This is a genomic window from Kitasatospora sp. MBT66 (assembly GCF_000710405.2).
GTDB lineage: Bacteria > Actinomycetota > Actinomycetes > Streptomycetales > Streptomycetaceae > Kitasatospora > Kitasatospora purpeofusca.
Genome location: NZ_JAIY01000021.1, coordinates 63862 through 83622 on the forward strand (window position 1 = coordinate 63862; position 19761 = coordinate 83622).

The following is a 19761-nucleotide window of genomic DNA, read 5'->3' on the forward strand; positions in this document are numbered from 1 at the left end:
CGCTGTCCCTCCGTTCATCCTCTGTACTGGCCGGTTACTGCGAACTGCGGGTACTTCCAACCACCTGGCTCCGGCAGCCAGCCCCGTCGCCCGTCGTGCTCGTCCTGCTCGGCTTGGAACCCCACTGCCGGACCTCCGATGCGCGCGCCCGCAGTCTGGGCGCCTTCACCGGGATACCGCGTACTGCGACTGCCGGTACCTCTGGGACTGCCGGTACCTCTGGTCGGCGGCCCCTGATTCCTGCGGGCCGCCCGGCCCGGCCCCCGGTCCTGTCGCCTTACTGCACCAACCCTGGCTTCAGAACCCTGCGACCGTGCCGACCTGCGCACTTCCGTACTGCTGCCCGCCAGTTCATGTCTGGCGGGTACCGCTGGACTGCTGTCTACGAGAGAAACACTAACCGTGGTGCGCGGCAATGTCTACTCCGGCGGGCACAGATTTTCCGGTGTCGGTCGGGGAGGTAGGTATCGACGCCGGCGCAGGTGGGGAGCCCGCGCTGAGACCGGCTCCAGGAACGGAACGGCCGGCACGGCCCGGCACGACCGCGTCGAGTGAACCGCCGAACACGCCGAACCGATGCAGACCCCGGCATTTCGGCCGTGCCGGCCGATGCCGCTCCTCCACCGCATGACGAGACGGGGCGGTTCAGCGGCGGGCGGGCATCTCCGCCAGGAGTGCGGCCGCGGTCCACTCGGGGCCGCGGGGGCGAATGCGCTCGCTGAGTCCGGCGAGGCCGACGGCGCCTCCGGCGAGCAGGCCCGCGACCGCGGAGCCGGCGGATTCCGGAGTGAGGGTGTTCGGGGCGAGGCAATGACCGACGGCGGCGCGCTCGGCGTCGTGGGCGATGGCGAACTGGTCGCTGGAGAAGGGCAGCACGAGTGCGGGCACGCCGGCGTGCAGGCACTCGGTGAAGGAGTTGTTGCCTCCGTGGTGGACCATGACGGCGGCGTGCGGAAGCAGTTCCCGCTGCGGGACGGTCGGTGCCACGTGCAGCCGTTCGGGCGGCGCGTCGCGCAGCAGCGGGTGGCCCGTGACGTCGGCGACGCGACTCCCGGCGGCCACGATCACCGAGGCCGGGGTGTGGCGGAGGATTCCGGCCGCGGCGGTCGTCAGGACGTCGTGGCGGGCGGACAGGAACGTGCCCAGGGCGACGAGCGCCACGGGGCGACCGCCGGCCGCCAGGCGGGTGAGCACCGCCTGCCAGGCCGCCGGCAGCGGCTCGGGGGCGCCGCGCGGCAGCAGGTGGCCGGCGTACAGGGCCTCGGGGCCGCTCGGGGCGGGCGGAAGCCAGGGCAGACGGGGATAGTTGAAGACGACCGCGTGCGGTGAGCACAGCGCGAACGCCCGGTCCGGCGCGGGTCTCCCGGGAGCGTGGCGGCGGGCGACCGCCTTGAAGGCGGCGGTGAACGCGGTGTCGTTGGCCGCGACCGCCGCGCGCAGCCGGTCGAGCTCGGCGGGGGACGGCCGAAGGCTGTCGGGCCACGCGCAGGGCAGGCCGAAGTAGGCGTCGGGGGAGACCGGCACATAGCTCGGGTGGCCGGGGCAGAACGTTGCGTAGGGCAGGCCGAGGCAGTGCAGGGCCAGGGTCGCGGCGTAGGAGAGCTGGTCGACGAGGTACCAGTCGGGGCGCAGCCGCGCGTCGAGGCCGGCGAGGTCGTGCAGGACGCGTTCGGGGTCGGCCAGCATGTCGTCGGCGCGGTGGCGGGCCTGGGTGAGCAGGGTCTCGGCCGGGCCGTGCCGGGTGGCGTCGAGGAACTCGCGCAGGCGCTGCGCCTCGGCGCGGCCCTGGCGGGTGGCTTCGGCGATGCCGTGGTTGGCGTTGCGGGTGACGGCGAGCTCGGCGAAGCGGAGGCCGTGTCGGGTCGCGAGGTCGGCGAACCCCTCGGTACAGGCGAAGTCGACGTGGGCGCCGTGCCGGGCCAGTGCGGCTCCGAGCGTGGCGAGCGGCCGGGCGTGGGACTGGAAGGGCGGGCTGATCACGACGACGCTGGCCATGGTGTTCTCCGTCGGGGCGGTCGGTTCGCGTGAGGCTTCCGATGATGCCAGGTGCCCGGAGACAGCCACAGGTGGATGCGGGCTGCCGCGCCCGCGCCGCGCAGGTACGGCCGCACCGGGAGCGGACACGTCAGGTCCAATCCACTTCGTCACCTGTCTCCGAACATGTCCGTGAACGTTCGACGGCACGGGAGGAAGACCGATGACACACCACGTCACGCCTGCCCCGGCCGCGGCAGCGCCGCGGACCGGTGTCGCGGGCACCGGTGCTCTGGCCGCATGGCGGAGAATCCACTGGACCCAGGACGTGGGCGCCGTCACCGCGGGTGATCTGCTCGGACGCCTGGCGCAGGCCGAGTACGGCGGCGCCCGGGTCCATCCGGATCCGCTCCTGTCGCGCCAGGACCGCCGCGCGGCGCGGCTTCGGCAGCTGGCCCGGTGCGAACGCGCGATGCCGACCTGGGTGCTGGCCGCCGCGGGCGCGTCCGCCGACCTGGAACCGTGGGAACGGATCGCTCTCGCCGAGGCATGGGAACGCAGCGCCGATCCCGACGGCGGGCCGAGCGCCACCGCCGAGATCCGTCGGCGGCTGCTCGCGACTCCCGGCCCCGCCGAAACCGCCTTCCTGCTGGATGTGGCGGACGCCAACGGCCTCGGGCCGCTCTCCGCCGGGGAAGCCGTCGGACTGCGGCCCACCGGGCGGCCCGAGAGGCACGCGCTCTGGCGCTACCTGTCGGGAGTACCGGGCGGAGACCTCGTGCTGCCGGATCCGGACACGGCACTGGACGCCTACGAGCTGCTGCTCCTCTCCGCGTGCTACGAGCGGGCCGACCCCGGGGCGCCGGCGGGAGAACTCTTCAGGACGGCCTGCGACCCGCTGAGCGAGCCGTTCGAGGCATGTCCGGTGGTCGCGCAGTCGATGCTGCTGGGTCGCCTGGAGGAGCCCGGCGCCGGGCTCAGCGGCGGCATGAGCGTGCTCCTGACCGCACTGGGCGAAGCCCTGACGACCCGCGCCCGCGCCGCACGGGTCCTCACCCTGACCACCGCCCGGCCCGCGGACACCCGACGCGCAGAACTGGTGGCACGACTGAGTTCGGCGCACCTGCTGGTGCGGCTGCCCCTGGACCCACCGGAAGCACTCGATCCGCAGAACGCGGCCGCACACCGGGCCGCCCTGGCCTGGTGGACGGCCCGCGTCTTCGAACTCCCCGGAGCCCGACCGGACATCACGCACGTCAGGTTCGCCGACGACGCCTCGCTCGCCGTCGCCCAGGCCACCCGCAGGTCCGGCGCCAAACTCGCCTTCACGGTCACCCCCGACCCGCACCGGACGATGGACGAACGGCACGCCGGCCTGCCCGCGGAGCAGACCGGCGACGAAAGCCGCGCGCTGCGCCTGGACATGCACCGGATCTTCGTCGCCGACCGCCTCGTGGCCCGCGCCGACCTGCTGGTCGCCATGCCGGGGCGGCACGGTGCGCAGGAACTCTCGGAGCACTTCCCGCAGTTGGAGAAGCGGTCGGTCCATCTCCAGCCCGAGGGCATCGCGCCGTTCCGGCCCGCTCCCGACGACGCCGCGACCGGCCGCAGGCTGCTGGCCCGCCTGTTCGGCGGCGGTGGCGACGCCGACGGCCTGGACGCCACCGACCGTGAACTCCCCTTGCTGCTGTGCGTGGGACGGCTCCACCCCGTCAAACAGCAGGAACAGCTCGTGCGGGCCTGGTTGCTGGCCGGTCTGCACCACCGTACGACCCTGCTGCTGGTGGGAGGTTCACCCACCGACCCCACCGGCGTCGAGGCGGCGGTCCGCACCAGGGTCTCCGAACTCCTCGCCGCGGACCCGGTCGCACGACGGCGAGCGGCCCTGTGGTCCGCGCTGTCCAACCGGCAGGTGCGACTGTTGGAGAGGGTGCTGGCGCGGGGCGGACCGGGATCCGTGGTGTACGTGTGTCCCAGCGCGAAGGAGGAGTTCGGGCTCGCCGTACTCGAGGCCATGGAGGCCGGCCTTCCGGTGGCCGCCCCGCAGCGCGGCGGCGCCGCCCACTACCTGCGCGACGGCGTCAACGGTCGTCTGCTGGACACCCGATCGGTGGGGAAGCTCGCCGACGGCCTGCGCTCTCTCGTCCTCACCCCCGCACCCGAACTCGCGGCGATGGCGGCGGCCGGGTCGGCGACGGTCCGCGAGCGCTTCGGCATCGACGCCATGGCCGCGTCCTTGGCGGAGGCCTATTGGAACACGTGCCGGACGGGGCGCCGGGGCCGGGACCGGACCGGCACGGAGGGGGAAGGCGGCGGCTGAGATGTCACGGGGAGAAGCAGCGGAGGTCGTGGTGGCCGGCGCGGGCCCGGCCGGGCCGGCCAGGGCCGTCAGCCGGTGAACCCGGGCACCACCAGGCCCGATTCGTAGGCGATCACCACCGCGTGGGTCCGGTTCTGCGCGCCGAGCTTGGTGAGCACGTTCCCGACGTGGGTCTTCACCGTCTCCAGGCTCACCGCGAGCGACTGCGCGATCTCCGGGTTGGACAGCCCGGTGGCCATCAGCCGCAGCACCTCCTCCTCCCGGACCGTCAGCGCCGCCTTCGGCAGAGCCTCGGCGCCGCGCAGCGGTCGGGCGGTGACCATCCGGCCCAGTGCCGCGGGGAAGAGGATCGCCTCCCCTGCCGCCGCCACGCGGACCGCCTCGGCGATCTGCCGGACCGGCAGCCGCTTGAGGACGAACCCGCTGGCCCCGGCGCCGAGCGCGGCGGTGACGTAGTCGTCGTTCTCGAAGGTCGTGATCACCACGACCTTCGGCGGACCGGCCGCCCCGTCCGCGTCCGCCGGGTCTGTGGAGCCGACCGAGCCGGAAAGGAGCTGCCGGGTGGCCTCGATCCCGTTGCGGCGAGGCATCCGCACGTCCATCAGGACCACGTCGGGCCGCAGTCGCCGCGCCTCCTCGACCGCCTCGACCCCGTCGGCGGCCTCCCCGATCACCGCGATGCCCGACTGCAGCGAGAGCAAGGTGCGCAGACCACTGCGGGTCACCGCGTCGTCGTCCGCGATCAGGACGGTGACCGGGGTGCCGGCCTCGTCGGCCGCGCCCGTGCCGGCCGCGCCCGTGCCGGCCGCGCCCGTGCCGGCCGCGCCCGTGTCGGGGCCGGTCACGCCGACACCCCGACCGGCAGCCGGACCGCCAGCCGCCAGTGCTGCGGCCCGTCCGGGCCGGCCTCGAACTCACCGTGCAGCAGCCGCACGCGTTCGGCGAGACCCGGCAGACCGTGCCCCGAGCTCGGGAAGGCGCCGCTGCCGGTACGCGGGCCGGTGGCAGTCCCGGTCCTGTTGACCACGCTGAGCTCCAGGCCGTCCGGCGTCACCGCCGCGCGGACCTCGACCGGGCCGCCCGCCCCGTGCCGCAGCGCGTTCGTCAGCCCCTCCTGCAGGATCCGGTACGCCGCCCGGGAGAGCGTCCCCCGCACCTGTGCCAGGTCGCCCGAGAGCTCCGGCTCCAGCACCGCGCCCGTGTGCCGCAGCCGGTCGAGCAGCTCGGGCAGGTCTGCCAGGGTCCGGGTCGGAGCGGTCTCCGCCCGCTGGTCGCGCAGCACGCCCAGGACGTAGTCCAGGTCCTCCAGTGCGGCCCGCGACGACTCCTCGATGCTGCGCAGCGCGGCCCTCGCCGCCACCGGATCGGCGCCGAACACCTCGCCCGCCACGGCGGCCTGGATGGTGGTCGCGGTCAGCGTGTGCCCGATGGAGTCGTGCAACTCGTGCGCCAGCCGGTTGCGTTCGGCCAGCGCCTGCTCCCGCTCGGCCGCCAGCGCGAGCCGCTCGGCCGGCGAAGGGCCCAGCAGCCGGGGCGCCAGCCACCGCAGGGCGCCCGTCACCACGGCGCACACGGCGGCCGCCAGCAGGAGGCAGCCGAGTGCCACCACCCAGCTCTGCCAGCCGCCGTCCAGCCGCACCGACCGGCCGGACAGGCTCAGGGCCGCCTCGGCGCCGAGCCAGTTGCCCGGCAGGGTCAGACCCAGGAGGACCAGCACCCCGGTCGTCAGGGATCCCGCCCACCCCAGTGCCACGTGCAGCAGCAGCCAGAGCGAGGTCCGCCAACGGTCGGTGCCGCGGGAGCCCGCGGTCCGCCGGGCGGCCGTGGGGGCGGGAAGCGGCACCCTCAGCAGGGGGCGGGCGAACGCGATCAGCGCCCGCCGGGTGACGGGAAGCAGCCCCACCGCGCCGGTCAGTGCCGCCCAGGCCAGGAGGACCAGGGCGGCCCGCACCCCGTAGGGGGCGGACGGCCGCACCAGCATGGGCGGCAGCGCGAGAGGCAGCAGCGGAAGGCTCGCCAGCGCCCCGCAGTAGGCGAACAGCATTCCCGAATAAGTGGAGCCGCGCAGCAGCGGCCGAAGTCCCTTGAGCATGATCGTCCCAGTATGGGCGCGGCCCGATCCGGTGACCTCCCCCGATCGGGGGAGCGTCGCCTCCCGCCTTCCCGCGATGTGCGGTGGTGCCCCCGGACGCCATGATCGCGTTCCGAGCACTTGACCGGAGGACACCTGATGAACACCCGAGGCACCGAGACGCCGATCCGGCACACCGCATTCGCAGGGGCGGCCGACCGGCCCCGGAGGAACGGTCCGGCCGGCGCCGCCGTGGTGCTGGGCGTGATCGCTCTGAGCACGTCGATCCTCTTCGTCGGCGGACTGATCGGGGTCGTCGGCCTGGCCCTGGGCATCGCGGGCCTGGTCACAGCCGGGCGGACCGGGGCCGGCCGGGGCAGGGCCGTCGCCGGGGTGGTGACCTCGGCCCTCGCGATCGTGGTGTCCGTCCTGGCCGCCGTCCTCCTCGTCTGGTACGCCGACAGGACGCAGGACTGCTACCAGCCCGACTCCTTGCAGGAGTACCGGCAGTGCGTCCAGCAGCACCTCACCGGGAACTGACAGCTCACCGGTCGACGGCGGGGCCGGGTACGGAAGGCGGGACCGTCCTCCACCACCGGCACCGTCGGCGCGATCGTTGCCGGCGTCGGCCCCGCCCCTTGCCCGGCCTATCGAAATTCGATAGATTCCCATCGCAACTCGATGGATGGATGGATCATGGGCAAGCTGACAGTGCGCGCGCTGCGCGCCGTGCTCGTAGTGGTGCTGACCGGCACCGTGTTCGTACAGGCCATGATGGTGTGGGCCCTGGTGAGCGGGAACGACCCGGAGGACGGGACACTCCCGCTGACCGCGCTGCGCGTGGTGACGATCCTGGGCATCGGAGCCGCGCAGGTCGCCCTGGTCTGTGTCTGGCGACTGGTGGCGATGGTGCGGCGCGGGACGGTGTTCTCCCACGCCGCCTTCCGCTACGTGGACGGCATCATCGGCGCGATCGTCGCGGCCGCTCTGGTGTGGTTCTCGGTCACCGCCCTGAACGCGCCGGGCCAGCGGGACGATCCCGGTGTCACCCTCGTCATGGGCGGGATCGGCGTGGCGATCCTGGGTGTCGCGCTCATCGTGCTGGTGCTGCGGATGCTGCTCGCCCAGGCCGTCGACCGCGACGTCGAAGCCGCCCGGATGCAGGCCGAGTTGAACGAGGTGATCTGATGCCGATCGCGGTCGACATCGACGTGATGCTGGCCCGGCGGAAGATGTCCGTGGGTGAACTCGCGGACCGCATAGGGATCACACCCGCCAACCTGGCGGTGCTCAAGAACGGCCGTGCCAAGGCGGTGCGCTTCTCCACGCTCGCCGCGCTCTGCGAGGTGCTCGACTGCCAGCCGGGCGACCTGCTGCGCTGGGAAGGCGAGGACGCCGAACCGGCCGACGGGGCCGAGCGGCCCGAGAGTGATTGAAGCGCACCGCTTCGACAGCCGACGCCCAGGAGGCGTCCTGGACGCAGATGACCGGTGGGTGCGCACGTGGCGCTGTCGGCTCCCGTGGTCCGGGTGGCTCCAGCCCGACGTGCTCAGCGACGCGCTCACTCCGGACGAGGCCCTGGGGATCCTGCGCCGCGCCGAACCCGGCCGCGAGGAGCGCATCGGCCGGCTGCTCGACCGGAGCTACCCCGCCTGCACCACCACACCGGGCTGGCTCGGCTACTCCGACGAGAAGCTCGCCCGCCTCGCCCGCGAGGCCGTCGCCGACGGCTTCACCCAGATCAAGCTCAAGGTCGGAGCCTCGCTGGAGGACGACGTACGGCGCCTGCGCACCGCCCGGGAGGCGGTCGGCGACCACATCCGCATCGCGGTGGACGCCAACCAGCGCCGGGACGTCCAGGACGCCATCGACTGGATGGGAGCCCTCGCCCCCTACCGGCCGTACTGGATCGAGGAGCTCGACCTCACCGGCAGGCTCGCCGTCGTCACCGGAGCCCGCCGGCATCGGCCGGGCCGCGGCGCGCGCGCTCGCCGAAGCCGGGGCGGACGACATCGGCGTCAGCGCCTCGCTGGAGAAGTCCGGCAGCGCGGTGGAACAGGACGTGACCGCCGCCGGCCGCACCTTCGAGGCGATCCGCGCCCGGCTACATCGCCACCGACAACACCCGGGCGCTCCAGGACGACCCGGTGCGCAGCAGGGCCGTCCTGGAGCGCATCCCCGCCGGCCGCTGGGGCAGCGCCGACGACCTCGCGGGCGCCGTCGTGTTCCTGGCCTCGGACGCCGCCGCCTACGTCCACGGCACCGTTCTGCCCGTCGACGGCGGCTGGCTCGGCCGATGAGCGGCCCCGGAGCGGAGCACGGAACGAACGCCCCCGAGGTCGTCGCCCTCGGCGAGGTGATGCTGCGCCTCGACCCGGGCGAGGGGCGGATCCGCACCGCCCGCTCGTTCCAGACCTGGGAGGGTGGCGGCGAGTACAACGTCGTCCGCGGCCTGCGCCGCTGCTTCGGGCTCCGCACGGCCGTCGTCACCCTCCTCACCCTGCTGGAAGGCATCTCCGGCCGCACCCTGCGCGCCCGCGTCCGGCGCGGCCTCACCGACGCCCGGGCCGCCGGCCGGACCCTCGCCGAGCACGAGGCGATCTTCAACGCCCTGTCCGCCCGCGACGCCCCCCTCAGCCAGGCGGCCGCGCTGCTCCACGTCAGCAGCACCGAACAGTGGCTCCGGGAGCACCTGAGCACGGGGGAGTCCCTTCCCGGCGAGGCCGCCGCCGGGAAGCGCCGCGACCGGGACGGACGCTTCACCGTGCTGGTATTACTGGTGCATGCAGGAAGAGACCGCGCAATCCGCCATCGACACGTTCATCTCCGCGTTCAACGCCTCGGACGACAGCTATGTGACCGCGCTGCTCTCCCGGGCCCTGACCTCGGACGTGGTCTTCTGGGGGCCGTTGGGCCGCAGTGAGGGGATCGAGGCGGTCGAGCGGTTCGTGCTGGACCTCCGGCGCCACCCCGCGGGGGCCGGCACGATGACGCGCTGCTCGGCGGTGGACATGCCGGACGAGTGGGCCCGGTACCGGTGGGTCTTCACGACGCCGGACGGAGGCCCCCGCCTGGCGGGTACGGACGTCGTCCACCTGCGGCGGAACCTCATCGACCAGGTCATCGTCTTCGCGGGGGAGATCGGGCCGCTGGCCTCCTGAGCCGCTGACCTCCTGACTGATCGGCGACGCCCGGCAGCCGGGGCCGCCGGGCGTGGTGGCACAGGGCCGCGCCGGTTCAGCAGGAGCAGCCCCAGTGCGGGGTGGGTGCGGTCGACGGGGCTGCGCCGGTCCGGCCGGCGGGTGCGGGCGGGTGGACGGTGGTGCCGGCCTTGATGGTCTCGATCACCTCGATGTCGCGGATCCGCTCGGGGTCGGCCGTCAGCGGGTTCTCACTCAGGACGACCAGGTCCGCGAGCTTGCCGACCTCGACACTGCCCTTGCGGTCCTGCTCGCCGTACTGGTGGGCGGCGTTGATGGTGATCGCGCGAACCGCCTCCAGCGCGGAGACCCGCTGGTGGGGGCCGAGCAGGTGGCCGCTGCGGGTGCGGCGGGTCACCTGGCTGGACAGCACGGCAATCGAGTTCGGCAGCGCCACCGGGGCATCGTGGTGCGAGGTGTAGCGCAGGCCCCGGTCGAGTGCCCAGCGGGCCGGGGAGATGTCCTGCGCCCGCTCCTCGCCGAGGACGGTCCCGCGGTACCAGTCGCCCCAGTAGTAGGTGTGCATCGAGAAGAAGGACGGCAGGATCCCCAGCCGGGCGAACTCGTCGATCTGGTCCTCGCGGGCGGTCTGCGCGTGGATCGCCACGGTCGGCCGGCGGCCCGGCCCGGCGGCCGCGACCGCGTTGACGAACTGGTCGATCGCCGCGTCACCGTTGACGTGCGCCAGGACCTGCCAGCCCCGCTCGACCGCCGTACCGACCTGCTTGGCCACCACCGCGTCGTCCGGCACCGCCGGGTACCCGCAGTAGCCCTCGGGCTGTCCGGCCGGCGGCTTCAGGTACGGCTTGCTGAGCCACGCGGTGCGGCCCTGCGGCGAGCCGTCCAGGACCAGCTTCACACCGGCCGCGCGGACGCCGTTCTTGTACGTGTCGCTCACCCCGATCGGGTCGTCCAGCGCGGACGACATCGCTTCGTCGGCCTTCACGTACGCGACCACGTCGACCGGGAACGGCACGGCGGCGGCGGTGTCCCGGAGCGCCTTGAGGTTGGCGAGGGTGGTGCCGCCCTCCTGGACGGTGGTGAAGCCGAAGCTCGCCGCCGTGGCCGCGCCCGTCGCGAACAGCATCAGCAGCTCCCGCTCCGGCAGCCCCGCGAGCGCCAGGTCCGAGGCCGGGGTGAACGCCTTCTCCTCCAGCACGCCGTCGGGCTCGCCGTACGAGGGCGGGACGGCGAGTTCGCGCCGCCGGATCACCCCGCCCTCGGGGTCGGGTGTGGCGGCCGAGTAACGGAGCCGCTTCAGGCCGATGCTGTTCACCGCGCCGAGGTGGAAGGACTGGTGGATGGCGAGCACCGGGCGCTCCGTGGACACCTCGTCGAGGTCGTCGCGGGTGGGGTGGCGGCCCTCGGTGAGCGTCGCGTCGTCGTAGCCGAAGCCGATGATCCACTCCGAGTCCGCACCCACCGGGCCCGCGGCCCAGGAGCGCAGCTTGTCCTTCAGGGAGGCGAGGTCGGTGACATCGCCGTCCGGGTCGGCGAGCAGGTTGGCGATGACGGCCTGCAGACCGATGCCTCCGAGGTGGCCGTGCGCGTCGATGAACCCGGGCAGCAGGGCCCGGCCGCCGAGGTCCCGCACGACGGTGTGCGGGCCGCGCCAGCGTTCCAGCGCCTCCTGCTCGGGGCCGACGAAGACGACGGTGCCGTCCTTCACGGCCACCGCTTCGCCCCGCTCGTCGCCGTGCCTCCGCTCGTTGCCGTGTTCCCGCTCGTCGCGGTGCTCCGCGAGCGTGACGATGTCGCCGCCGTGGAGGATGAGGTCGGCCTGTTCGGCCATGCTGTTCTCCCGTTCGGTAGAAGGATGGTGAAACCGGCCCAGAGCCTAGGAGCGACGTGGGCAAACTCTCCCGGGAACGGCCGGACTTCACCGGAACGGGGCAACGCGGCCGGGGAGCGGCATGGAGCGGCATGTAGCGTCCGGGGCTCCCGGTGCCGGGCCGGTAGGAGCACCTGCGGACCCTGCCGCGTCCGGTGGCGCCGGCCGCGGAGGGTCCGCCGTTCCGAGTGACACGGCATCAAGTCCGTTCCCGGGCACGAGGAGAGCTGCGCGGACCGTACAGAAACGCTGCACGCCTCGCACAGTCCGTCCGGCCGGGCGCGGCTAGATTCGGATCTCTGTTGCAGAAGACGGAAGTTCCTGATGAAAGGCATGTCATGCGCAAGCCAATAGTGTTCCTGGCGACGGCTCTCCTGGCGGCCGGCTTCCACGCGGCCGCGGCCCCGCAGGCCTCGGCTGCGGGCGGCCCCTTCTGGGGAGAGCTCTACACCCCGGTCGGCCCCGGCACCTGGTACCCCGCTAAGTGCGCCACGCCCAAGGGCAACAGCACGGCGAACGGGACCATCATCACCCTGTGGAACTGCACCGGTGACGAACTCCAGAAGTGGGACCACGACGGTTACCAGATCGTCCACAAGGCGAGCGGGAAGTGTCTGACCCCGCAGGGCGACGGTTACGACGTCAACGGTGCGGTGCTCACCCTGTGGCCGTGCGAGGAGGGCGGCAACAACCGCAGCCAGCAGTTCTGGTCCTCCGACTGGTTCATGCACGCCAAGTTCTCCGACAAGTGCCTGACCAACAAGGGCGGTTCGTCCGGCAACGGCACCTACCTGACGCTGTGGACCTGTGCCTCGGACTTCCCGCCGGAGCAGCACTGGCAGATGCGGTACTGACCGGCGCCGCCCCGGTGGACGGGACCCGGTCCGGCCGCCGGCCCGACGGTCCGTTCATCGGAGACCTGCCGGCCGCACCGGATGTGCGGACCGGCTGAGCGGACACCCGCCCCACCCGGGCAACTCCGGGCCCCGCCGGGGCGGGTGGACCCGGGCCGTGCCCGCTCGGGCGCGGCCCCTGAACGACGAGACTCGGGGGAGTTCTCTCTTGCGATTGCGATCCCTTCGACGGGCATGCATGCCGGCAGCCGCGGTGGCTGCCTGCGCGGCCCTGACCGCGGGCCTGCTCCAGGCCCCTCCCGCGGCCGCCGCACCGGCCCCCTCCGCCGGGGCCGTGCCGCCACCCGCGGCTTCCTTACGTGTGGACAGTCCTGACCAGACGCTCGGGAAGGACTGGAAGGCCTCCGAGGACCGTGCGGTGACCGGCGCGGCCGACGCCGAGGCCTTCAAGATCCTCGTCGCCGACGAAGCGGCGGCGTACGAGTGGAAGACGGTCGCCGCGCTGGCGGAGCCCGGAATACCGGCCGACTCCTGGATCGGCAACCAGTGCGTCATGGACGACTCGCACGTGGCCGCCGTCTACGCCCCGCGCGCGTTCACCAACAAGCCCGACCTGATGCAGGGCGGCGCGTTCACGGCGATCGTGAACACCAGGACGGGCGAGGTGACGAAGCTTCCGTTCACCGCCACGCTCGCCTACTTCGACCCGGCCTGCAACACCACCACGCACACGGCCGCCTTCACCCAGTACCGCGACATGAACGACGCGGCGCAGGTGAAGACCCAGGTGGTCACCGTCGACACGGCCGGCACCACGGTCACGAAGACGGGGGAGCTGCGGGGGCAGGTGTCGTCGGCGGTACCGGTGAAGGACGGCGTGGTCGCCGGTCTGGGCCGCGATCTCGTCCGGATCGACGGCAAGGGCACGATCAGCCGGCTCGCCGGGGGCGACAGCATCCCCTTCGACATCCGCCCCATGGCGGACGATCGCGTCGGCTTCGTGGACCGCAAGGACACCGGGACGGCGCAGGCGCAGGCGAAGGTGTACGGCGCCGGCGGCGGTGAGCCGGTCACGGTCGCCACCGGGAACCCCGGCGAACTGGAGCTGGTCTCCGGCGCGCAGGGCCGGGTCTTCCTCACCGGCCGTCCCCGGGACGTCAAGGTGGAGGGGAGCGGAGTCACCCGGCTCGACGCGCCGGCCGGCACCGACGTCTCCTCCCAGGGGCACCTCGCCGTCGCCCCCGTCCTCACCCCCGGCGTCCGCGCCGGACTGGCCCGGATCAAGGCTGCCGGGAAGGGCTCCGACGGGGCTGCCGGGCCCGACTCGGGCGCGAACGCCCCCGCCGGAACGGCCCCCGGGACGCCGGCCGACGGCACCGCGACAACGGGCACCACGACGGTCACCTCGACCGTCACGGCGACGGGCAAGGAGGTCCGGCAGCCGGTCGCCCCGGCGCAGCCGAGCCCCGCCGACGATCCGTCCCCCGCCCTGACCGGCGACACCGAGCCGAGGACCACGGCCCGTGCGGCCGCGGCCGCGCCCGACTCCCACGACCCCCGTGACACCGACCGCTGGTGCTCCGTCTCCCGCAACGACATGAGCGTGCAGGCGCTGCAGCCGACGGCCAACCAGGTCGAGTGGGCGGTGGACATGGCCGTCCGCGGCGAGCTGCGCAGCAACTGGCTCCGCCAGGGCGACTACCGCGGCCAGGCCGGGCTGCTCACGATCGACCCGCAGGGGATGTTCCCCCGCCCGGAGCTGAAGGGCGGCGGACGGATCCCCGCCAATGTGCTGCTCGGCATCCTGGCGCAGGAGTCCAACCTGTGGCAGGCCGAGTCCGGCGCGGTGCCCGGCCAGATGGGCAGCCCGCTGGCGGCCGTGGACGGCTACTACGGCCACAGCACGAAGGACACCCTGCTCGGCTACTGGCGCATCAACTGGGACAAGTCCGACTGCGGTTACGGCGTCGGCCAGGTCACCGACGGCATGCGGCTGAAGGGCCACGAGAAGACCGGCGAGACGAGCCTCGACCCGGCGCTGCAGAAGGCGATCGCCGTCGACTACGCCACCAACATCGCCGCCTCCATGAAGATCCTCTCCGACAAGTGGAACGAGGTGCACGCCGACGGGCAGAAGATCACGGTCAACAACGACGACCCGTCCCGGGTGGAGAACTGGTTCACGGCGGCCTGGAACTACAACCTCGGCTTCAACCCGAAGTCGGCGGCCGGCCAGAACGGCGGTGCCTGGGGCCTGGGCTGGTACAACAACCCCGCCAACCCCATGTACAAGAAGGGTGCCTGGGACCACCCGTTCATGGATGTGAGCCTCAACACGAACAACATCCGGGACGCGGCGACCCCGCAGTACTGGCCGTACCAGATGAAGGTGATGGGCTGGTCCGCCTGGTCCATCGACACCGGCTTCTCCTACGGCACGGACGGACGCCAGGACTGGAAGGGCGAGTCGGGGTTCAACTCCGCCGGCTTCAACCCCGCCTGGTGGACCACCGTCGCCGACCGCTCCCGGGTCAGCCCGCCGATCAGCACCTTCTGCAACACGAAGAACAACTGCAACCCCTCCAGCCCGGTGGACTGCCCGGACGAGGCCTGCTACCGCCAGTTCTGGTGGAACCAGGAGAACGCGACCTGGAAGTCCGACTGCGCGCAGACCTGCGGGCACGAGAACATCAAGTACCAGACCCTGCGGGCCGAGCCCGGCCGCGGCTACCGGCTGAAGAACGGCACTCCGGTGTGCGCCGGCGCCCCGGCGGGCTCCGACGTCGTCACCTCGATCCCCTCCGGAACACCGACGTGGTCGGCCTGCGGGGCGGCGGCGTCGACGGGCGCGTTCCAGTTCACCTTCCACGCCGACTGGGACCAGCACTACGAGGCCAAGGCCGATCTGCACTCGATCGGCGGCGGTCACGGCGGCCACTTCTGGTACACCCACACCCGGGACGAGGACCACTACGGCGGCGACGGCAACCGGATGACGATCGTGGGCGAGTGGACGGCGGGCAAGTCGTACGACCTCGCCGCCGTCTACGCCTACATCCCCGACACCGGAGCGCAGACCAAGGACGCGAAGTACGTCATCGACGGCGCCGTCGGCGGCCCGTACGAGCGGTACGTCGACCAGGACGCCAACAACGGCCAGTGGGTCTCGCTGGGCGCGTACAGGTTCACCTCCACGCCGAAGGTGACCCTGTCGAACTACTCGAAGGCCGGCACCGCCGACCGCGACATCGCCTGGAACTCCGTGGCCGTCAAGCCGATCAGGGGCACCTTCGTCCAGCGCTCCCTGACCGCGGCCGCCATCTTCGACCCGAACCAGGAGCTGAACTCCAACTGGGCGGTGACGGAGCTCAACACGCCCGTGCGGTCCATGAAGTCCCTCTACGACTGGGGGCTGGGCCTGGCCGACCAGGGGCCGCTGTGGAACAACCCGGACGGGGCCGACGCCCGCGGTCTGTCCTCCGAGGCGCGCTGCCCGACGGCGCAGGCCGTCGGCGAGTGCACGGGGCAGCAGACCTGGGACGCGGCCGACCGGTGGGCCAAGGACATCAGGGCCGGCGGCTCGGCCCCGCGCGCCGACGGCTCGGCCCCCGAGATGTCGATCCCGGTCTGGATGGCCATGTTCAACCCGCGCCCCGACGTGTCCAAGCCGGCCTCCCAGGCGTACAGCGACCCGAACAGCTACAAGATCAGGTCCGATGTGAACGTGACCTTCGTGGTCGGTGAGGACGGGAAGATCGTCGACGGCAGCGCCGGGTCGAACTACCGGGCCCGGGTCGGCAACGCCCACCTGCCCCACTTCGTCACCGGGATCATGAAGACGATCGAGGCCGACTACGGGATTCCGGCACCGGACATCGACTACACCACGCAGGACGCGCTGGAGTACGGCAACGTCCGGACCTCCCACCCCTACACGGACGGGGACACCCCGGGCCAGGCGTACTTCCCGCACTTCCGCGGGGCACGCATCGACGACGCCAAGCAGTGCGTCGACTTCCGCGCCGTCGGCGGCGGTGTGCACGGCTACCGCGCCATGATCGGCCACAAGTCGATCAACGACAACGTCAAGGCGTGGGTGGACAAGGTCAACGCGAGCCTGCAGACCAACCACGCGGTGAAGCGGTTCGCCGGCGACGTCTACTCGATGTTCTTCAAGAACACCGGCTCCTGGAACAACAACATGGGCGGCTCCGTGATCGGCAACGCGCCCCCGATCTGGCAGGACATCGCCGCGGCCTTCTGCGCCGACGGGTCCGTGAAGCCGACGCACTACCAGCGCAACGGCGACGCCACCCCGACCAACGGCATCGTCTTCCAGTCCTACATGCCCGACCTGTACCTGTATATCGACGACCGGCTGACCGACAACCTCGGCCGCCCGTCGAACCAGCGGATCAACGGCGGGGACTGGCGGAACTTCTCCAACTTCCCCGCCACCGCCCCCAACGGCAACGCCTACAGCACCTGCTCGGCCGCCACCCGCGGCAGCGGCGGCAACCCGTGGTCGGTCGACGCCCCGGCGCCGATCATCGGCGACGGGCCGGGCAACCGGCCGAACAAGGTCGTCCACTGCGACGACCCGGCCAACGAGTTCACCGGCAACCTCACCCGGTGACCGTGTGATGTGACGCTCGGGGGAGGGGGAGGCCCGTCACGGCCTCCCCCTTCCGGCGTCGCACGGCCCCTCGGGCCGCGGGCTCCGGCCGTCACAGACGCAGGACGATCAGCGCGGTGTCGTCGGTCAGGCCGGTCGGCGGGACCAGGTCGGTCAGGAGCGCGTCGGCGAGGGTCTCGGGGTCGGCACGGCGGTGGCGGGCGAGGGAGCGGGCGAGCCGGTCGAGGCCGGTGTCGATGTCCTCGCGTCGCCGTTCGACCAGCCCGTCGGTGTAGAGGACGAGCACCGAGCCCTCGGTGAAGCCGGTCCGGGCCTGCGGGCGGGGCACGTGCTCCGGGCGGGCGCCGAGCGGCGGATCGGTGGCCCGGTCGAGCAGCACCACGGTGCCGTCGGGCCCGCACAGGGCCGGCGGCGGGTGGCCCGCGCTGCTGTAGGCCAGGGTGTGGTTGGTCCAGTCGACGAACACGGACACCGCGGTGGCGCTCTCCGCCCCGTCGACGAAGCGGGCGTACAGGCCCAGGACGTCCAGGGCCGCGGCGGGCCCGTCGGCGACCCGGGAGGCGGCCGACAGGGCGCTGCGCAGCTGGCCCATGACACCGGCGGCCCGCAGCCCGTGGCCGACGACGTCGCCGACCGCCAGGGCGACGGCCGTGTGGTCCGTGCCGGGCAGGTCGGCGAGGTCGTACCAGTCGCCGCAGACGTTCAGCGCCCCGGCGGCCGGCCGGTACCGCACGGCCGCACGGTGGTGGCCGAGCGGACGCGGCGCGGGGAGCATCGCCTCCTGCAGGTGCAGCGCTACCTCGCGTTCGCGGGCGTGGGCGTCACGCAGGCGTTCGTTGATCTCCTGCAGCTCCCGGGCACGGGTGTACAGCTCGGCCTCCAGGACCCGGCCGCGGCCGCCGTCGCCGGAGCCGCGGGCCGTCATGAAGTCCGTGACCTCCTCGACCCGGTGCAGCAGCAGCGCCACCGTGCCGTCCGGGGCGAGCACGGGGGCGTTCACCGGGCTCCAGTACCGCTCGTGCCACACACCGGGGCACTCGGGGTCCTCGACGTCGTAGCGCTGCAGCGCCATGGTGTCGCGCTCGCCGGTGGCCATCACGCGCTCCAGCGAGGCGTGCAGGTTGCGCACGCCGTTCGCCGAGGGATCGTTCGGATTGTCGGGGAAGACGTCGAACAGATAGCGGCCGATGAGCTGCTCCCGGGTGCGTCCGGACACGGCCAGGAACGCCTCGTTGGCATCCGCGTACACCAGGTCGCGGGTCAGCAGCGCGACCGCGCCCGGCAGAGCGCGGAAGACGTCCTGGTAGTCGATGACAGGTCCGTTCACGATCCACCTGCCCGTACGGGGGTTCTTCCACCATAGGAGCGGCCCGCCCGCGCGGCACACTCCCGGAACACCCGGCGGGATCCACCCGGCGGTGACGGGCATCCGGCGGCGACCGGTGACCGGCATCCGCCGTCAGGGCCCGATGACGTTGATCGTATGGTTGATCGAGGAAACCGGCACCAGCACCTTCTTCATGCCGAGCAGCCGCGAGTCGCTGCTCCCCGTGGTCCAGCACCAGTCGAACGCCCGGTCCGGCATCTGGGTGAGGAATTCCCCGCCCCAGCTCAGGCTTCTGTCCTGGTTCTCCGCGAAGAAGAAGTACTTCGCCCCGTTGACCGGCCCGGAACGCACCTTCAGATCGGTGTGCGGGGTGACCATGAACCATCCGGTCTTCGACCACTGGTCGCCTTTCGACGCGCAGCCGCTGTCGGCGTAGGCATAGGCGAACCAGACGGTTTTCGACGTGCTGTTCTGGAAATAGAGTCCCACGGTCATCCCTCCTGCGGCACGGGGTCGTCACCGCGGCCGTCGTCGCCCGCGTGATCGCTCTCCACGCCGGGACGATGGTCCTCACCACTGGAGACCCCCGCGGTCCGATCCACCGGGACCGCCTCACCCACCCGGTCCGGCCCGCGCGACCGCCGGTGTTCGGCGGCCTCGTCGGCGGTCCAGGCCCGCGACAGTTTCTCGGCCATGTGCGACACCTTTCATTTCCTGAAGGGTCGAGCGATCCGCGATTCGCCGGCACTCTGAGTAGATCACCCGTATACAAACTATCGTCGGCGCAACCGCGCCGCATCCGGGCGAGTGACGGAGGGAGATCCGACCAGGGGCGCAGGGTCCGCCGACTCCCCGAGCGGATCGCTGTCCTTCGTCTCCGCTAGGTTGTCGGCGGAACGGGACGAAGGGCGAGGTCGTGCACCCTGGCATCGAGAGACTCAGCAAGGTCATGTCGCCGGAGCACGGCGCCGACGAGCAGGTGGACTGGGTTGCCGCCCGGGCGAGGTGGGGTGTCGCCTTCCCCGAGGACTATCGGGCCTTCATGGCGGTCTACGGCAGCGGCTCGATCAGCGACGAGGCGGACATCCTCGCCCCCGCGCCCGTCGGAACCACTCTGGTCGCGTCGATGGCGGAAGAGACGGCGGACGCCCGCCGGCTCTGGCAGGCGGAGGGCGGACCGGCCGCCCTCGACGTGGACCCGAACCACATCCTGGCCTGGGGTGCGACGTCCGGTCCCGACCTGCTGTGCTGGTTGACCGAGGACGAGGATCCCGACCGCTGGCCGGTGCTGGTCGTCGGCCGCCACACCCGACCGATGTTCACGGTGCACCCGTTCGGCATGACCGAGTTCCTCCGCCGGCTCCTGTGCGAGGACTCGACCGGCTGGGAGCGCTGGCCGCTCAGCATCGGGCGTCCGCTGCTGATGAAGCCGGTACCGTCCTTCGTCCACTGGCGGGTGCAGGACGACCGCTGGAAAGCCGGCCTCGCCCCGGCCACGGGAGAGCCGAGCAGGTATCCCGACGGCTTCTGACCGCGCCACCCCGCCGG

General features: G+C 72.5%; 15 protein-coding genes and 4 pseudogenes. 12 read left to right on the forward strand and 7 right to left on the reverse strand.

From position 1 onward, the window contains the following. Positions 1 to 645 precede the first annotated feature (645 nt). Entirely contained in the window at positions 646 to 1995 is a 1350-nt protein-coding gene (locus BI06_RS42770; protein WP_043477809.1) for a glycosyltransferase, read from the reverse strand. Between the two features lie 202 nt (positions 1996 to 2197). Here BI06_RS42770 and BI06_RS42775 point away from each other — a divergent pair, with 202 nt between their 5' ends. After that, the gene (locus tag BI06_RS42775) at positions 2198 to 4294 is read left to right on the forward strand and encodes a glycosyltransferase (RefSeq protein WP_107113529.1); all 2097 of its coding nucleotides are present in this window, start codon (positions 2198 to 2200) and stop codon (positions 4292 to 4294) included. A 68-nt stretch (positions 4295 to 4362) separates the two neighbouring features. Here BI06_RS42775 and BI06_RS42780 read toward each other — a convergent pair whose 3' ends face one another. Further along, a complete protein-coding gene (locus BI06_RS42780) occupies positions 4363 to 5040 on the reverse strand; it encodes a response regulator transcription factor (protein ID WP_051742999.1) in 678 nt (225 codons plus the stop codon). 95 nt (positions 5041 to 5135) lie between these two features. Then, on the reverse strand, positions 5136 to 6386 hold the full coding sequence (locus tag BI06_RS42785; protein ID WP_043477815.1) for a sensor histidine kinase: 1251 nt from the start codon (positions 6384 to 6386) through the stop codon (positions 5136 to 5138). A gap of 138 nt (positions 6387 to 6524) precedes the next feature. On the opposite strand from BI06_RS42785, the gene BI06_RS42790 reads away from it, so the two are divergent. From BI06_RS42790 to BI06_RS42815, 8 genes and pseudogenes are all read left to right on the forward strand, one after another. After that, entirely contained in the window at positions 6525 to 6905 is a 381-nt protein-coding gene (locus BI06_RS42790; RefSeq protein ID WP_078880071.1) for a DUF4190 domain-containing protein, read from the forward strand. 156 nt (positions 6906 to 7061) lie between these two features. Beyond that, entirely contained in the window at positions 7062 to 7553 is a 492-nt protein-coding gene (locus BI06_RS42795; protein ID WP_043477818.1) for a DUF2975 domain-containing protein, read from the forward strand. Further along, positions 7553 to 7801, forward strand: a complete 249-nt coding sequence (locus BI06_RS42800) for a helix-turn-helix transcriptional regulator (RefSeq protein WP_043477821.1) — start codon at positions 7553 to 7555, stop codon at positions 7799 to 7801. The genes BI06_RS42795 and BI06_RS42800 overlap by 1 nt, the downstream gene beginning before the upstream one ends. Before the next feature lie 109 nt (positions 7802 to 7910). Continuing rightward, positions 7911 to 8222 (forward strand): annotated as a pseudogene (locus BI06_RS54480) (enolase C-terminal domain-like protein); the annotation flags it as partial. A 51-nt stretch (positions 8223 to 8273) separates the two neighbouring features. Continuing rightward, positions 8274 to 8665 (forward strand): annotated as a pseudogene (locus tag BI06_RS45690) (SDR family oxidoreductase). Beyond that, positions 8662 to 8863, forward strand: a pseudogene (locus BI06_RS52790) (hypothetical protein); the annotation flags it as partial. The pseudogenes BI06_RS45690 and BI06_RS52790, both read left to right, overlap by 4 nt. After that, positions 8854 to 9099: pseudogene (locus BI06_RS42810) on the forward strand (FCD domain-containing protein); the annotation flags it as partial. The pseudogenes BI06_RS52790 and BI06_RS42810, both read left to right, overlap by 10 nt. A 49-nt stretch (positions 9100 to 9148) precedes the next feature. Then, entirely contained in the window at positions 9149 to 9526 is a 378-nt protein-coding gene (locus tag BI06_RS42815) for a nuclear transport factor 2 family protein (protein WP_030394539.1), read from the forward strand. Between the two features lie 76 nt (positions 9527 to 9602). Here the strand turns inward: BI06_RS42815 and BI06_RS42820 are convergent, their stop codons facing one another. After that, entirely contained in the window at positions 9603 to 11357 is a 1755-nt protein-coding gene (locus tag BI06_RS42820; RefSeq protein ID WP_051742980.1) for an amidohydrolase, read from the reverse strand. Positions 11358 to 11734: 377 nt separating this feature from the next. Here BI06_RS42820 and BI06_RS42825 point away from each other — a divergent pair, with 377 nt between their 5' ends. Together BI06_RS42825 and BI06_RS42830 are read left to right on the forward strand one after the other, a co-directional pair. Continuing rightward, a complete protein-coding gene (locus BI06_RS42825) occupies positions 11735 to 12250 on the forward strand; it encodes an RICIN domain-containing protein (RefSeq protein WP_078880070.1) in 516 nt (171 codons plus the stop codon). Between the two features lie 361 nt (positions 12251 to 12611). Continuing rightward, entirely contained in the window at positions 12612 to 16886 is a 4275-nt protein-coding gene (locus tag BI06_RS42830) for a hypothetical protein (RefSeq protein WP_149030663.1), read from the forward strand. A gap of 91 nt (positions 16887 to 16977) precedes the next feature. On the opposite strand, the gene BI06_RS42835 is transcribed toward BI06_RS42830, so the two are convergent. From BI06_RS42835 to BI06_RS42845, 3 genes are all read right to left on the reverse strand, one after another. Then, complete coding sequence (locus BI06_RS42835) at positions 16978 to 18213, reverse strand: PP2C family protein-serine/threonine phosphatase (RefSeq protein ID WP_030394535.1); 1236 nt, start codon at positions 18211 to 18213, stop codon at positions 16978 to 16980. Positions 18214 to 18345: 132 nt separating this feature from the next. Further along, positions 18346 to 18702 (reverse strand): DUF1036 domain-containing protein, encoded by a 357-nt coding sequence (locus tag BI06_RS42840; protein ID WP_030394534.1) that lies wholly within the window; start codon positions 18700 to 18702, stop codon positions 18346 to 18348. 2 nt (positions 18703 to 18704) lie between these two features. After that, positions 18705 to 18908: a hypothetical protein gene (locus BI06_RS42845; protein WP_030394533.1), complete on the reverse strand. Its 204-nt coding sequence runs from the start codon at positions 18906 to 18908 to the stop codon at positions 18705 to 18707. Positions 18909 to 19129: 221 nt separating this feature from the next. On the opposite strand from BI06_RS42845, the gene BI06_RS42850 reads away from it, so the two are divergent. Further along, positions 19130 to 19744: an SMI1/KNR4 family protein gene (locus tag BI06_RS42850; protein ID WP_233290536.1), complete on the forward strand. Its 615-nt coding sequence runs from the start codon at positions 19130 to 19132 to the stop codon at positions 19742 to 19744. Positions 19745 to 19761: the final 17 nt, after the last annotated feature.